Source organism: uncultured Salinisphaera sp. (genome assembly GCF_964012375.1).
In the GTDB taxonomy this organism is placed as follows: domain Bacteria; phylum Pseudomonadota; class Gammaproteobacteria; order Nevskiales; family Salinisphaeraceae; genus Salinisphaera.
In genome coordinates this window covers 21,205-35,338 of record NZ_CAXGSH010000034.1, presented here as the reverse complement: position 1 = coordinate 35,338, position 14,134 = coordinate 21,205, and the positions used below count along the sequence as shown (strand labels likewise).

The 14,134-nt window shown below is 64.0% G+C and carries 15 protein-coding genes; 7 read left to right on the top strand and 8 right to left on the bottom strand.

Translation table 11 applies throughout. The annotated features are described in order from the left end of the window. The 5 genes from ABNU97_RS07970 to fetB all read left to right on the top strand — a co-directional run. On the top strand, nucleotides 1-1,252 hold a 1,252-nt coding region (locus ABNU97_RS07970), incomplete at its 5' end, for an ammonium transporter (protein ID WP_348766207.1). A gap of 230 nt (nucleotides 1,253-1,482) precedes the next feature. Next, nucleotides 1,483-2,784 carry an ammonium transporter gene (locus ABNU97_RS07965; RefSeq protein ID WP_348766206.1) on the top strand — a complete coding sequence of 434 codons (1,302 nt, stop codon included), beginning with the start codon at nucleotides 1,483-1,485 and terminating at the stop codon, nucleotides 2,782-2,784. Between the two features lie 72 nt (nucleotides 2,785-2,856). Next, the gene (locus tag ABNU97_RS07960; protein ID WP_293623433.1) at nucleotides 2,857-3,195 is read left to right on the top strand and encodes a P-II family nitrogen regulator; all 339 of its coding nucleotides are present in this window, start codon (nucleotides 2,857-2,859) and stop codon (nucleotides 3,193-3,195) included. Between the two features lie 43 nt (nucleotides 3,196-3,238). Then, complete coding sequence (locus ABNU97_RS07955) at nucleotides 3,239-3,850, top strand: ATP-binding cassette domain-containing protein (protein WP_348766205.1); 612 nt, start codon at nucleotides 3,239-3,241, stop codon at nucleotides 3,848-3,850. Further along, complete coding sequence (fetB, locus tag ABNU97_RS07950) at nucleotides 3,841-4,638, top strand: iron export ABC transporter permease subunit FetB (protein ID WP_348766204.1); 798 nt, start codon at nucleotides 3,841-3,843, stop codon at nucleotides 4,636-4,638. Before ABNU97_RS07955 ends, fetB begins: the two co-directional genes overlap by 10 nt. Before the next feature lie 16 nt (nucleotides 4,639-4,654). Here fetB and ABNU97_RS07945 read toward each other — a convergent pair whose 3' ends face one another. From ABNU97_RS07945 to ppk1, 6 genes are all read right to left on the bottom strand, one after another. Beyond that, complete coding sequence (locus tag ABNU97_RS07945; protein ID WP_348766203.1) at nucleotides 4,655-5,842, bottom strand: phospholipase D-like domain-containing protein; 1,188 nt, start codon at nucleotides 5,840-5,842, stop codon at nucleotides 4,655-4,657. Nucleotides 5,843-5,855: 13 nt separating this feature from the next. Beyond that, nucleotides 5,856-6,869 (bottom strand): TIGR04283 family arsenosugar biosynthesis glycosyltransferase, encoded by a 1,014-nt coding sequence (locus ABNU97_RS07940; protein WP_348766208.1) that lies wholly within the window; start codon nucleotides 6,867-6,869, stop codon nucleotides 5,856-5,858. Between the two features lie 17 nt (nucleotides 6,870-6,886). Then, nucleotides 6,887-7,903, bottom strand: coding sequence for a hydrolase (locus ABNU97_RS07935; RefSeq protein WP_348766202.1), 1,017 nt, complete (start codon nucleotides 7,901-7,903; stop codon nucleotides 6,887-6,889). A gap of 45 nt (nucleotides 7,904-7,948) precedes the next feature. After that, nucleotides 7,949-8,623 carry a monofunctional biosynthetic peptidoglycan transglycosylase gene (mtgA, locus tag ABNU97_RS07930; protein WP_348766201.1) on the bottom strand — a complete coding sequence of 225 codons (675 nt, stop codon included), beginning with the start codon at nucleotides 8,621-8,623 and terminating at the stop codon, nucleotides 7,949-7,951. A gap of 29 nt (nucleotides 8,624-8,652) precedes the next feature. Then, nucleotides 8,653-9,621: a lipid-binding SYLF domain-containing protein gene (locus tag ABNU97_RS07925; protein WP_348766200.1), complete on the bottom strand. Its 969-nt coding sequence runs from the start codon at nucleotides 9,619-9,621 to the stop codon at nucleotides 8,653-8,655. Between the two features lie 119 nt (nucleotides 9,622-9,740). Continuing rightward, the gene (gene ppk1, locus ABNU97_RS07920; RefSeq protein WP_348766199.1) at nucleotides 9,741-11,828 is read right to left on the bottom strand and encodes a polyphosphate kinase 1; all 2,088 of its coding nucleotides are present in this window, start codon (nucleotides 11,826-11,828) and stop codon (nucleotides 9,741-9,743) included. 76 nt (nucleotides 11,829-11,904) lie between these two features. Here ppk1 and ABNU97_RS07915 point away from each other — a divergent pair, with 76 nt between their 5' ends. Both ABNU97_RS07915 and ABNU97_RS07910 read left to right on the top strand, forming a co-directional pair. Further along, nucleotides 11,905-12,741: a PhzF family phenazine biosynthesis protein gene (locus tag ABNU97_RS07915; RefSeq protein ID WP_348766198.1), complete on the top strand. Its 837-nt coding sequence runs from the start codon at nucleotides 11,905-11,907 to the stop codon at nucleotides 12,739-12,741. After that, nucleotides 12,738-13,109 (top strand): DUF423 domain-containing protein, encoded by a 372-nt coding sequence (locus ABNU97_RS07910; protein ID WP_348766197.1) that lies wholly within the window; start codon nucleotides 12,738-12,740, stop codon nucleotides 13,107-13,109. Before ABNU97_RS07915 ends, ABNU97_RS07910 begins: the two co-directional genes overlap by 4 nt. On the opposite strand, the gene ABNU97_RS07905 is transcribed toward ABNU97_RS07910, so the two are convergent. Further along, nucleotides 13,106-13,567 carry a peroxiredoxin gene (locus ABNU97_RS07905; protein ID WP_348766196.1) on the bottom strand — a complete coding sequence of 154 codons (462 nt, stop codon included), beginning with the start codon at nucleotides 13,565-13,567 and terminating at the stop codon, nucleotides 13,106-13,108. The two genes, ABNU97_RS07910 and ABNU97_RS07905, sit on opposite strands and share 4 nt — an antisense overlap. 5 nt (nucleotides 13,568-13,572) lie before the next feature. Further along, the gene (locus tag ABNU97_RS07900) at nucleotides 13,573-14,049 is read right to left on the bottom strand and encodes a DUF4112 domain-containing protein (protein WP_348766195.1); all 477 of its coding nucleotides are present in this window, start codon (nucleotides 14,047-14,049) and stop codon (nucleotides 13,573-13,575) included. Between the last annotated feature and the right edge of the window lie 85 nt (nucleotides 14,050-14,134).

Sequence of the window (14,134 nt, the reverse complement as noted above, 5' to 3'; positions counted from 1 at the left end):
TACCTTCTACTTTTTGATCTGCGGGGCACTGGTCATGTGGATGGCCGCCGGCTTCACCATGCTGGAAGGCGGCTTGGTTCGTGCCAAGAACACGACCGAAATCCTGACCAAGAACATCGCGCTGTACTCTATCTCCTGCATCATGTACATGATTTGCGGCTACATGATCATGTACGACGGCAGCCTGTTCTTGAACGGCATTGCCGGCGGCGACAACCTGGTACAGGAAGCCCTGGCCACATCGGCCGAAAACGGCTTCGGCGGCGATTCGGTATATGCCGACGCTTCCGACTTCTTCTTCCAGGTGGTGTTCGTGGCCACGGCCATGTCGGTGGTTTCCGGCGCGGTAGCCGAACGCATGAAGCTGTGGGCCTTCCTGGGCTTTGCGGTAATCATGACCGGCTTCATCTATCCGATGGAAGGCTCCTGGTCGTGGAACGGCGCCGACGTGTTCGGCCTCTACAACTTCGACGATTTCGGCGGCTTCTCCGACTTTGCCGGCTCCGGCATCGTGCATATGGCCGGCGCTGCCGCGGCCCTGGCCGGTGTGCTGCTGCTTGGCCCGCGTAAGGGCAAGTTCCGCGCCGACGGCACCGTCGGCGCCATCCCGGGCGCGAACCTGCCGCTGGCCGCACTCGGCACGCTGATCCTGTGGATGGGCTGGTTCGGCTTTAACGGCGGTTCCGTGCTCAAGCTCGGTGATATCGCCAGCGCCAACTCGGTGGCCATGGTGTTCTTGAACACCAACACCGCCGCCGCTGGTGGCCTGGTCGCGGCCCTTCTGCTCGCCCGTGCCATGTTCGGCAAAGGCGATTTGACCATGGCGCTCAACGGCGCGCTGGCCGGTCTGGTGGTGATCACCGCCGAGCCTTCGACCCCGAGCCCGCTCGTGGCGACCCTGTTCGGTGCCGCTGGCGGCATCCTGGTGGTGTTCTCGATCCTGGCGCTGGATAAGCTCAAGATCGACGATCCGGTGGGCGCGATCTCGGTGCATGGTGTCTGTGGCCTGCTCGGCCTGCTTGTGGTGCCGATCACGAATGACGGTGCCAGCTTTGGCGGCCAGATCGTCGGCGCGCTGACCATCTTCGTGTGGGTGTTCGTGACCAGCCTGATCGTCTGGGGCATCCTCAAGGCGGTTGTCGGCATCCGCGTCTCGGAAGAAGAGGAAGTCGAGGGCGTGGATCTGGGCGAATGCGGCATGGAAGCCTATCCGGAGTTCACCTCCGGCGGCAGCCGTCGCTCGATGTCCTAAATCGCAAACGCTCGCGAGCGATTGCGCATCGAAGAGGCCCCGGCAACGGGGCCTCTTTTTTTTGTGTGATCCCGCCACCCGGACGCCGTGCCCTATCACACACGCTGCCCCACGGCAGACATCGCCGATTACCCTGTGCGCAATACCGCATCTTCATTCTCGGCATCGGCAACACGGCGGCCGGCTTCGCTATACTTCGCGGCGATCGATTCAGACCGCCCCGAAACGCCATGCTGCCCACCAAAACGCTTCACCTCCCGGCTTTCTTCCTGCTTCTGGCCAGCAGCCTGCCGGCCGCCGCCGCGCCGGTAATCGACGGTGCCGATACCGCCTGGGTCATGACCACGACCGCACTGGTGCTATTCATGACGCTGCCGGGGCTGGCGTTGTTCTATGGCGGGCTGGTGCGGGTACGCAACGTGCTGTCGGTACTCATGCAGTGCTTCGCCATTTGTGCGCTGGCCTCTCTGCTCTGGGTGATCTGCGGCTACAGCCTGGCGTTCTCCGAAGGCAATGCCTTCATTGGCGGCCTCGACAAGCTTTTCTTTGCCGGCGTGAGCGTGTCCAGCGTGGCCGGCACGATTCCCGAGCCCGTGTTCGCCCTGTTCCAGATGACCTTCGCGGTCATCACGCCAGCGCTGATCATCGGCGGCTTCGCGGAGCGGTTTCGATTCGCCACCCTGCTGGTGTTTACTGCCGCATGGTTGCTTCTGGTCTATGTGCCGGTCACCCACTGGGTGTGGGGCGGCGGCTGGCTGGGCCAACTCGGCCTGCTCGACTTTGCCGGGGGTACGGTCGTGCATGTGACCGCGGGCGTAGCTGCGCTGGTTGCGGCTATTGTCGTGGGCCCGCGCCACGGCTTTCAGAAGACCGCGATGGCGCCGCACAACCTCACCATGACCGTCTCCGGCGCCGGCATGTTGTGGGTCGGCTGGTTCGGCTTTAACGGCGGCAGCGCCCTGGCCGCCAACGGTCAGGCCGGCATGGCCATGCTGGTCACGCATCTGTCGGCTGCCGCCGGCTGTCTGACCTGGATGGCGGCCGAATGGATTCGTTTCGGCAAGCCGAGCGTGCTCGGTATCGTGACCGGCATGGTCGCCGGCCTGGGCACCATCACCCCGGCCTCCGGCTATGTGGGCCCGGGCGGCGCGATCATCATCGGCATACTCGCCGGCGTGGTCTGTTTTACCGCCACGCTCTGGGTCGAGCGCAGCCTGCGCATCGACGATTCGTTGGACGTGTTTCCGGTGCACGGCGTGGGCGGCATTATCGGTACGCTGCTGGCCGGCGTGTTCGCCTCCACCCATCTCGGCCCTTTCTCGGGCCAGGGCTTTGCCGCGGGTATCGAAAGCATCGTTGCCCAGGTGGGCATTCAGGCGCTTGGCGTGGCGTCGGTGTTCGTCTATACCGGCGTGCTGACCTGGATCATCCTCAAGGTGCTCCAGGCAACCATGGGTCTGCGCGTGGCCGTGGAGAACGAACAGGTCGGCCTCGATATCTTCGAACATGAAGAACGCGGCTACGATCTCTAGGCCACACCTTTGCTGGCAGCGTGCGCGCCAGCTGTTAGACTCGCTGGCATCAGAAATGAGGAGTTTCAAACCATGAAAATGGTTACCGCCGTCATCAAGCCCTTTCGTCTCGACGATGTCCGTGAAGCACTCGCCGAAGTGGGCGTACACGGCACCACCATGACCGAAGTCAAAGGCTTCGGGCGCCAGAAAGGCCATACCGAACTCTATCGCGGCGCCGAATATGCCGTGGACTTCCTGCCCAAGGTCAAACTGGAAGTCGCAGTGGCCGACGACCGCGTGGAAGCCGTGGTCGAAGCCATTGTGGAAGCGGCCAAGACCGGTCAGATCGGGGACGGCAAAATCTTCGTACACAACCTCGAACAGGTCGTACGTATTCGTACTGGCGAAACGGACCGCGACGCGATCTGATCGGCTGCCCGCGTCGGCGTTGGGTCGGATCCGGCAGCGCGGCGTGAGCACGACACGTTTCCAGGCCATCGGGCTGGCGACCGGCGCGATCGGCCCGGTCGACATCACGATTGGCGCCAGCGAATGTCTGGGGCTGAGCGCGCCCTCGGGTGCGGGCAAGACCCGTCTTTTACGCGCCATGGCCGACCTCGACGCACACCACGGCGAGTGTCGCCTCGACGGCGTGGCTGCCGTAGACATGCCGGCGCCCGAATGGCGCCGGCGTGTCGCCTTTCTGGCCGCGGAATCGGCCTGGTGGGCGGATACACCGCGGCCGCACTTCGAGCGCGACTGCGCCCCCCTGCTGGACGCCCTGGATCTGTCAATATCGCTGCTCGACCAGCCGATCGAACGCCTGTCCTCCGGACAGAAACAACGTCTGGCGCTTGCGCGCACCCTGGCCCTCACGCCCGACGTTCTCCTGCTGGACGAGCCCACCGCCAATCTCGACGATCGCAATATCGAGCGCGTGGAGCGACTCGTCGGCGACTATCTGTCGAACCGGCGCGCCTGCTGTATCTGGGTAAGCCACGATCGCGCGCAGCGTGAGCGGGTCGCCTCATCGCAATGCCAACTGGATAGCACAGGCCAGCCGATCGAGGCGTCATGCAACTGATTTCGCTGTCGTTTTTCGATCTGGCACTGGCCGCTATCGCGGTCCTGGCATTGGCAGCCACCACTGCGGCCATGAAGCTGGGCGTCACGCGCACGCTGCTCGTCGCGGCGGTGCGCACCGCGGCCCAGCTCGCGCTCGTGGGCTTGATCCTGGAGGCCGTATTCGCCCAGGAGCGCCTGTTATGGGTGGCGCTGATGGCGTTCGTAATGCTGCTGCTGGCCGGCCGCGAGGCCGCGAGCCGGCAGAAGCGCCGCTTTACGGGCGGCTACGGCTTTCTGGCCGGCACCGCGTCGATGTTTTTGTCGTCGTTCGTCACCGCAGTCGCCACGCTCGTGATCGTGATCCGCGTGGAGCCCTGGTATACCCCGCAATACGCGATTCCGCTGCTGGGCATGCTGCTGGGCAATACGATGACCGGCATTGCCCTGGCCATAGACCGACTCACCCAGGAAGTCTGGCGCGGTGCGAACGTGGTGGAAACCCGGCTGGCCCTGGGGGCCAGCGCCAGCCAGGCGATCGCCGATATGCGCCGCGATGCGATGCGCGCAGGGCTCATTCCCATGCTCAACGCCATGGCCGCGGCCGGCATCATCAGCCTGCCCGGCATGATGACCGGCCAGATCCTGGCCGGCAGCCCGCCCTGGGAAGCGGTCAAGTATCAGATATTGATCATGTTTCTGATCGCTGCCGGCACCGGCTTTGGCACCCTCCTGGCGGTCGAGCTGGGCACCCGGCGCCTGTTCGACGAACGCCACCGGCTGCGCCTGGATCGCCTGCGCCGCGTCTGAAGCGGTGCCGCGGCGCTCAGGCCTGCGGCTTGAGAATACGGCTGAGCAACTCCTTGAGCCGCTGCAAAACGCCGCGCTTTTCCCAGTTTTCGAGCGTGACCTGATGGCAACGTTCACGATCGTCGTCGAAATCGGCGGCGAGGGCGGCGAAGGTGGGCGGATCAATCATGGCAATGGCGATTTCGTCGTCCTTGCCCATCGAGCGATGGTTGAAGTTCGCCGAACCACTGATCGCGACCACATCGTCGACCAGCACGATCTTGGCGTGCAGCATGGTGGGCTGATAGCGATACAGCTTCACGCCGGCTTCGAGCAGCGGCTGGTAGGCGTCGTCCGCCGCGGCCCGGGCCACGCGCGAGTCGGTATAGGGCCCCGGCATGAGCACTTCGATCTCGACCCCGCGACGGGCCGCGTTGCAGAGCATGTCGATGGTGGCGGTATCGGGCACGAAATAGCCGGTGGTGATCCGCAGCCGATGCCGAGCCAGCGAAATGACCAGCCGAAACAGGGTGGCGATATCGCTGTAGTTGACCGCGGCCGAGGTACGCAACACCTGGACGAGCGCGCCGTTCTTCTCCTCGTCGATTTCCGGATCGGCATATTCCCAGCTGTCGTCAAAGCCGCGCTCGCCGGCCTCGACCCAGTTGGACAGAAACGCCCCGCGTAGCCCGTCGACGACCGGCCCGGTCAGACGAAAATGGGTTTCGCGCCATTCATCGGGTTCGCGGGCATCGCCGTCCCATTCGGCGGCGATGCCGACCCCGCCGGTGAAACCGATCCGGTTATCCACCACCAGAATCTTGCGATGGGTGCGGTTGTCGGCCTGCCAGAAGCGCCAGCGCACGGCCGGCCGGAACCAGGCGATCTGTGCGCCGGCCTGGGTCAGATCGTCGAGCACGTCGCGGGGCATGCTGTGTGCGCCGAAACTATCCAGGAGTATGCGTACCCTTACGCCGGCACGTGCACGCCCGGCCAGCGCATGACCGAATCGCTCGGCGATCTCGCCCTGCCAGTAGATGAAGGTCAGAAAATCGATCGAATACTCGGCGGCCTCGACGGCCTCGATCATGGCCGGAAAAATGCGAACGCCGTTGACCAGGCGTTCGATCCGATTACCGGCGGTGAACGGTATACCCAGCGTGCCTTCGAGCGCGCGCCGGTAATCTCTTGGGTCGTGGCTCGAAGCGGATTTGGGCGTATTCATGGCGACAACACGATTATTTGTGTTGCAGCCTACACCACAGCCATAACGGCCCGAAAATCCATGCCAGGCCGGCGGCCATCAAAACACTCTGCAGCAGGCGGTTCTGCAGCAGCGGCCGTAGCAGGCGATCATGCAGCCGAAGGGCGTGACGGCGCCTGCCCCACACGGGCTCCAGCGCCACGTCGATTGCCAGAAAAGGCTGCCAGCTCTGGGCGAGCGCAACCCCCGCAATACGCCAGCTCACCGCAATCGATGCGCCGGTGCCACACTCACGCCAAAGCGAGGCCAGCAGACCGATATAAGGCCCAAGCAGGAGACGTTCGGTCTGGCTCTGGCGGGCGTAGACGCTCGGGGCGCGCTCGAAGAACCGGTCCACGCCGGCGGTGTACATGGCCATAATCAAAGCCATGAGCAGATAGCGCGCGCGCTCGCCTTCATTCTCGAAGCGCCGGGCCGATGTTGCCAGCCGGTGCGGGCACAGCCGCCACTGACCTGCCTCGACGATGGCCGCCGCCATGCGCTGATCTTCCAGAAACCCAAGGCCGGTATCAAAACCGCCGAGTTCGTTGAAGAACCGGGTCGCAATGATCAGCCCCTGGTCGCCGTTGATCGTATAGCGCCGGCCGGTCGCGCTCTTGGCTTCCAGATAGCGATAGAAAAACGCATGCCCGGTCGTTTCTCGATCGAAGCTCAGGGCAAAGTGGCCGGCCAAGCGCGCCCGATCGTCCGCCCCGAGAGCGTCGATCGCGGCCGCCAGCTGTCGCGGGTGGGTCAGGCGGCTGTCGGCATGCAGAAAGCAAAGCCAAGGATGCGTGGCCCGGGCGGCCGCGGCATTCATCTGCGCGCCGCGTCCGGGCGGGCTGAACACCACCTCGGCATGGCCGGCGCGGGCTAGCGCGACGGTTCGATCGGTAGAGCCGCCGTCGGCAACAAGCACCTGCAACACCACGTCGCGCTGGGCCGCCAGGTCGGCCAGCAGCGGCCCCAGCGCCTCGGCTTCGTCGATCGCCGGAACGACGACGGTCAGCGCGGCCGGCGCACCGATCAGCCGGTCTCCTCAGCCTCGTTCAATGAATCGGGTGCAGCAAAGCCGGGCAGGCGTTCACGCAGCCAGGCCGGGATGCGCTGTTCGAGCCAGTACACCGGTTCGCCGTAGCGCCCGGCGCTGACAAAGCCCACATGGCCGCCATGGCGGGATAATTCCAGCCGTATAGACGACGACAGGGCATCCGGACCCGGTATGACGTCCGGCGCCATGAAGGGGTCGTCTTCGGCATGAATGATCAATGTGGGCAGGCGGATATGCCTGAGAAACGGGCCGCTGCTGGAGCGCTCGTAGTAGTCCTCGGCATCGCGAAAGCCGTTGAGGGGCGCGGTCACGGCATTGTCGAACGAGGGAAAATCCCGCAGTTTGCGAAAATCCGGGTACGGCTGCGGCGCTTCGATGAGCTTGAACTTGGCCTCGTAGGCCTCGCGCAGGCCGTTGATCATATGCGCCTGGTAAATACGCGACAGCCCCTGCTGAATGGCCTGGGCACAGCGCTTGAGATCGTAGGGCACGGACACCGCCGTGGCACAGGCCAGGGGCGCGGCACGTCCCTGTTCGCCAAGATACTTGAGCAATACGTTGCCGCCCAGCGAATAGCCGACCGCGGCCAGCGGCGCCCGCGCAAAGCGCCGGCGTACGTGGCGTACAACGGTATCGAAATCCTCGGTTTCGCCCGAGTGATAGCTGCGGGCAAGACGGTTGGGCTCGGCCGCGCCGCGAAAATGCATCAGCACGCCGCGCGCGCCGTGGGCGTCGGCCTGACGCAACAGCCCCCGTGCGTACTTGGATTCCAGCGAGCCGTTCAAGCCGTGAAGCACGATCACGATGGGTGCATCCGCATCGAGCCCGCGCTCGGGCAGCCACGACAGATCCAGAAAGTCGCCGTCGTCCAGCTCCAGGCGCTCGCGCTCGACTTCCAGCGCCGGCGAAGGCCTTACCTTGGACGCAAACACCGTCTGCGCATGCGCATTGCGCAGCCAGAACGCGGGCTCGAAGTCGCTGCGGGTCAGCATGATGCAGATCGAGGGTCGAAAATCGGGTACATATCGACGCCCAGTCTACCGCCCTAGCGTTTCAGCCAGATAACCATCCCCGAGCTGGCGCATCTGACGCATGATCCAGGCCGCCTGGCCCTGAACATAGGGCCCGGGCGACGCCGCGCTGTAGCGCACCGGGTTCGGCAGCACCGCGGCCAGCCTTGCACACTGGCCGGTACTGAGCCGGGCCGCGCTCACGCCGAACAGGCGCTGGGCCGCGGCGCCCACGCCGAACACCCGGTCATCGAACTGGGCGATATTGAGATACACCTCGAGAATACGGCGCTTGGGCCAGAGCACTTCAAGCCAGAAGGTCAGATAGGCTTCCACGCCCTTGCGGATATAGCTCTTGGCCGGCCAGAGAAAAAGGTTCTTGGCCGTTTGCTGGCTGATGGTACTGGCACCGCGAATGGTGCCGCCCTCGGCGTTGTCTGCCAGCGCGTCGCCAATCGCAGCCCAGACAAAACCATGATGGGTCGGGAAGGTCTGATCTTCGGATGCGACCGCCGCCAGCGGCATGCAGGCCGCCATGTCGTCAATATCGGTCCAGCGATAGAAGATCGTCGGACCGTTGTCGCTGGCCTGACTTTCGAAGTGCACGCGTAGCATGTACGCGGTGACCGGCGGGTTGACCCAGCGCATGACCAGAATCATCGCTGCCGGCGTGAGCAAGAGCACGCCGACAGCGATCAGCACATAGCGAAAAGGGCGTTTAAACAGGACGCTCAATAGTTGCTGTTGCCGCTACCGTAGCCACCGCTACCCTGCTGGTAGCTGTCGTCGTTGGCGCTGTTCGGCTGGTTGTTGCTGTTGTTGCCGCTGTTGCCGCTGTTGTCCTGGGCGTCGTAATTGCCCTGGCGTACTTCAACGCCGTTACCGCTGTCGTAGGGCACGGCCTGGCCACGGCTGTAGTCGTCCTGCTGGCTGCCGCCGTTGCCGTTATTACCGTTGTTGTGCGAATCCATGCTGGTACCGCGGGTGGCGGCTTCGCGATCGAAATCTTCCGAGGCCGGCATGTAGCGGTCCAGCGTATAAACGAACTTCTGGCCCGCCTGGGGCAGCCCGGACTCGTTGCCGTTACGCAGAATCGAGTAGGCATCGATGCCGGCCTTGTCGTAGAACAGCCAGTTCGCTTCGCGGTCGATGCTGATCTTGCCGCCTTCCAGGGAAACACCGGCGAACAGGCCACGGGCGCGCGAGTAGGAATAAACCTCGGCATCGAAGCCCAGGTTGGTCGACGCCCCGGCGCTACGACCGACCGGCCCGGCCGCCACGGCAGCATCGGCACCGAGATTGACCTGACCGTTGGCGATCTTGTCGATGCTGCGCTGGGTCTTGAATACCAGGATGATATCCGACGAGGAGGCACCGGCCTGCCAGCCGATCGAGCCGCCGGTCAGCGAGATGAACGTCGGATTCGACCAGCTGCCGTCCGCGGTGCGTACCGACAGCACGCCCTTGCCGTGGCGGCCGCCCAGAATGAAGCCGGCCTTGAATACGCTGGGGATGACGGCGATGCCATAGGCCTGCCCGAGCAGCGCCGGCGGGATGGCGTTTTCCGGGATATCGACGAACTGGCGCACCACGGTGGTGGCGTCGTCGAGCTTTTGCTCCTGTTCACTGGCCGCCAACGCGCCCGAGGTGGTCGACAGCAGCACAACCGCTGCCACGAACGCCGTGATCCATTGTTTCATCTATGCTTCCCCTGCTTTCGGAGTTGAGGTCGGCTCATGTGTGCCGACTCGAATCGAGTGTTACTCGCGATCAGACCGCTGCAACAACCACAGGTTCACACCGGCGGCATGCGCCGCGATCAGCCCGGGCCCTCCATCAGCCGTTTCTGGGCGGCCAGCGGCGCTTCGTCGCCGACGGGCTCGGCTTTCGTATAGCGCCCGTCGTTGCCGAGCAGCCAAGCCTGACTGTTGTCGGCGAGGTAGAGCGCGAGTTCACGCTGAACCCGATCATATAACGCCGGACTGGTCACGGGAAAGCAGGTCTCGACCCGGCGGAAGAAATTGCGATCCATCCAGTCGGCGCTGGCCAGATACAGCTCGGGGGTATCGTCGTTGGCAAAATAGAATACCCGCGTGTGCTCCAGGAAACGCCCGACGATGGAACGCACCTCGATATTCTCGGATACGCCCTCGACGCCGGGGCGCAGGCAGCAGATACCGCGCACGATGAGTTCGATCTTCACCCCGGCCTGGGATGCCGCATAGAGCGCACGAATGGCCTGGGGTTCCACCAGCGAATTCATCTTGGCGATGATATGCGCCGGTTTGCCGGCGCGGGCGTTCTCCGCCTCGCGATTGATCTTGTCGATGATCGCGGTATGCAGCCGAAACGGTGCGTCCAGCAACCGCTCCAGACCCGATACCTTGCCGAGGCTGGTGAGCTGCAGAAACATTTCGTGCACGTCGTTGCCCAGGGCATCGTCGCAGGAGAACAGGCCGTAGTCGGTATACAAACGCGCCGTCTTGGGATGATAGTTGCCCGTGCCCAGATGCACATAGTTGTGCAGGCCGTCGGTTTCGCGACGTACGATCAGCGTCATCTTGGCATGGGTCTTGTAGCCGACCACGCCATAGACCACATGCGCGCCGGCGGCCTGCAGACGGTTGGCCAACTCGATATTGTCGGCTTCGTCGAAGCGGGCGCGCAGTTCGACCACCACGGTGACTTCCTTGCCGGCGCGCGCGGCTTCCACCAACGCATCCACCACGGCGGAATCGGGCCCTGTGCGATACAACGTCTGCTTGATCGCCAGCACGCGCGAATCGGAGGCGGCCCGACGCACGAAGTCGATCACCGGCAGAAACGAATCGAAGGGGTGATGCAGCAGCACGTCCGCAGCACGGATTTCTGCAAACAGATCGCCGCTCGGCCCCAGCTCGCTGGGCAGGCGCGGTGAGAACGCCGGGTATTTGAGATCCGGCCGATCGACGGTATCCAGCAACGACATCAGGCGGTTGACGTTGACCGGCCCGTCGACCTGGAACAGATCCTCCTTGGACAGCAGAAACCGGTCGAGCAGGTACTTGCACAGCGATTCCGGGCAGTTGTGCGCCACTTCAAGACGCACACAGTCGCCGTAGCGGCGCGACGGCAGCTCGCCCTCGACCGCACGCAACAGATCGTCGACCTCTTCCTCGTCGACGAACAGATCGGAATTGCGGGTGACACGGAACTGATAGCAGCCCCGCGTGCCCATGCTCGGAAACAGGTCGCCCACGTGCTGATGGATGATCGACGACAGGAATACGAAGTCGTGATCGCCGCTGCCGGCCTCGCGCGGCAGCTGAATCACGCGCGGCAGCGCGCGCGGCGCCTGCACCACGGCATAGTCGATCTTGCGCCCGAAGGCATCGGTGCCGTCCAGCGACACGATGAAATTCAACGACTTGTTGAGAATACGCGGGAAGGGATGGGCCGGATCGAGTCCCAGCGGGCTGATTACCGGCAGCAGCTCCTCCTCGAAGAACTCGGCCAGCCATGCACGCTGTTCCGGGTTCCATTCCGAACGTCGCAGAAAGCGGATGCCCTCGTGCTGCAAGGCCGGAATCAACTCGTCGTTGAGGGTGCTGTATTGTTTGGCCACCAGTTCATGCGCGCGGCTACTGATGGCACGCAGGGCTTCACTGGGGGTGCGGTTATCGGCTTCGGTCGGCGAGTTGACCAGCTCGGCCTTCTGCTTGAGCCCGGCCACCCGCACTTCGAAGAACTCGTCCAGATTGGTCGAGGAAATACACAGGAATTTCAGCCGTTCGAGCAGCGGTACGCGCCCGTCGCGCGCCTGTTCGAGCACCCGGTCGTTAAACTCAAGCAGTGACAGCTCACGGTTGATGAACAGATCGGGGGCATCAAGCGTACGCTCTGCGCCGTCCTCTACATTTGCATTCATGCGTAATCGACTCGCAGCGCTCTGCGCCGACTGGACAAAATGGGCCTAACGGATAACAACAGCAGATGACAATTCCATGACAGACACCGTACTGCAACTTACGGCCTACCATATCGATGCCTTTACAGACCGGGTCTTTCGGGGCAATCCGGCATCGGTCGTTCTGCTCGATGAGTGGCTCGATGATACGACGCTCCAGGCCGTGGCGGCCGAGCATAACCTGGCAGAAACCGCGTTCGTGGTCGCCGGCGAGCCGGCGCACGCCCTGCGCTGGTTCACCCCGACCTGCGAAGTCGAGCTATGCGGCCATGCCACGCTGGCCACCGCCTACGCCCTGCTGCACTGCTGCAACGGGTTCAGCGCGCCGCTGCGGTTTCAGACCCGCCAGGCCGGCGAACTCGGCGTAAGCGAAAACGACGGCATGCTGTGGCTGGATTTCCCCAGCCGCCCGGCCGAGCGTCTTCCCCAGGCGCCCGTCGAAGTCGAACAGGCCATGGGCGCGAGCAGCCTGGAATGGTATGCCGGCGCCAATCATCTGGCCGTATATGAAAGTGCTGCCACGGTCGCCGCGCTTGCGCCTGATATGCGGGCACTGGCCGCCTGCAATCGACAGGACAACCGCGGCGTGATCGCCACCGCCCCCGCCGACGACGGCATCCATGATTTCGTGTCGCGTTATTTCGCCCCGGCCCACGGGATCGACGAAGATCCGGTTACCGGCTCGGCGCATTGCACCCTCGCGCCCTACTGGGCGGCGCGTCTGGGCAAAACGCAGTTGGCCGGCCGCCAGATCTCGCGCCGCGGGGGCACGGTCATCTGCCGGCTGGAAGGCGATCGCGTGCATCTGGGTGGACAGGCAGTACGCTATGCCGAAAGCCAACTATTCATCCCGATCGAAGGCCGCAAGACATGACCCAATTCGCACTCGTTGCCGGCAGCCTTTATGGCCTGATCGGCGTACTGCTGGGCGCATTCGGCGCGCATGCCCTGGCCGCGAGACTCTCGGCCGACATGCAGGCAATCTGGCATACCGCAGTCCAGTACCAGTTCTATCACGCGCTGGCGCTGCTGGCGGTCGGGTTGCTGGCACGCCAGGGCATGACCGGCGCGGGCGTTGCCACCGCCACCGTCTGTTTTGCCGTCGGCACGCTCATTTTCTCCGGCAGCCTCTACGTGCTGGCCTTTTCCGGTATTCGCTGGCTGGGTGCGATCACGCCGATCGGCGGCGTACTGCTGATCGTGGGCTGGGCGGCGCTGCTGTGGTCGATCGTGCGCGGCTAAGCCAGCTCTCGCAGGGTAGCCAACGCCTTGTCGACATGCCGGCCGGCGGCCAGCTGGGCCTGATAGCGCAGGCGTACGATGCCCTGACGATCGATCACGAACGTCACCCGGTTGCCGAGCACGCCAAGCGCCCGGCCGACGTCGAAGGCCTTCGACAGGCGGCCGTCGTGATCGGAGACCAGGGCGAAGTCGAGGCCGTGTTTTTCCGCAAAGGCGCGATGGCTGGCATCATCGTCCGCGCTGATGCCGATGACTTCGGCATCCAGGGCGTTGAATGCCTCGAGCTGGTCGCGAAAGCTACAGGCCTGGCGGGTACACACCGGCGTATCGTCGCGCGGGTAGAAATAGACCACCAGCGGGCGCTGTCCGATCAGGGATTCGGTATCGATCGCGCGGCCATCGTGGGCGCTACGCTGAATAATCGGGGCTCGATCGCCCGTATCCACTTTATGAGCCATGACAATTATCCAAACAGCGCGCGCCAGAGCGCGACGGTGACGATAGAGGCACAGGCGAGCCCGAGACTGATCCCGACCACGCCGCCCCAGCGGGACTTCTTCGTTTGTTCTGCGGTTTCCTGCTCCAGCCAGCGCCTGAGTACGCGCTCATTACGGCGATTGGCCTTCCAGGCGAAATCGAACAGATCGCCGACAAGTGGTACCAGACCGACCACGAAATCCACGCCCACGTTCGCGCCCATACGCATCCATACACGCTTGGGCGCGCCCAGCCGCAGCGCCTCGACAACGATCAGGCTCGAAAGGCCGGTGCCGACCAGGTCGCCGGCAAACGGGACGAGGCCGAAAAGACCGTCCAGACCGACGCGCTTGCGGATGATCGGCAGCTCGAAGGCATCGTCGAGCCACCAGGCCACCCGCTCGATACGACCCAGGCTGGCACGGCGCTTGGCAAGCAGTGCGGGCGAGACGGCATCGTTCATCGGGAACCTCGGGTCTGTCCATTCATGGTCGCGTATGGATAATGCGGCCGCGGATATTTGCGATCATTGTATGCCGATTGCCATG

Excerpts from the sequence above, each read along its gene's own strand:
- ABNU97_RS07915 (WP_348766198.1), top strand. The coding sequence starts at position 11,905 with ATGACAGACACCGTACTGCAACTTACGGCCTACCATATCGATGCCTTT.
- ABNU97_RS07910 (WP_348766197.1), top strand. The coding sequence starts at position 12,738 with ATGACCCAATTCGCACTCGTTGCCGGCAGCCTTTATGGCCTGATCGGC.
- ABNU97_RS07965 (WP_348766206.1), top strand. The coding sequence starts at position 1,483 with ATGCTGCCCACCAAAACGCTTCACCTCCCGGCTTTCTTCCTGCTTCTG.
- fetB (WP_348766204.1), top strand. The coding sequence starts at position 3,841 with ATGCAACTGATTTCGCTGTCGTTTTTCGATCTGGCACTGGCCGCTATC.
- ppk1 (WP_348766199.1), bottom strand. The coding sequence starts at position 11,828 with ATGAATGCAAATGTAGAGGACGGCGCAGAGCGTACGCTTGATGCCCCC.
- ABNU97_RS07900 (WP_348766195.1), bottom strand. The coding sequence starts at position 14,049 with ATGAACGATGCCGTCTCGCCCGCACTGCTTGCCAAGCGCCGTGCCAGC.
- ABNU97_RS07935 (WP_348766202.1), bottom strand. The coding sequence starts at position 7,903 with ATGCTGACCCGCAGCGACTTCGAGCCCGCGTTCTGGCTGCGCAATGCG.
- ABNU97_RS07925 (WP_348766200.1), bottom strand. The coding sequence starts at position 9,621 with ATGAAACAATGGATCACGGCGTTCGTGGCAGCGGTTGTGCTGCTGTCG.
- ABNU97_RS07945 (WP_348766203.1), bottom strand. The coding sequence starts at position 5,842 with ATGAATACGCCCAAATCCGCTTCGAGCCACGACCCAAGAGATTACCGG.
- ABNU97_RS07905 (WP_348766196.1), bottom strand. The coding sequence starts at position 13,567 with ATGGCTCATAAAGTGGATACGGGCGATCGAGCCCCGATTATTCAGCGT.
- ABNU97_RS07960 (WP_293623433.1), top strand. The coding sequence starts at position 2,857 with ATGAAAATGGTTACCGCCGTCATCAAGCCCTTTCGTCTCGACGATGTC.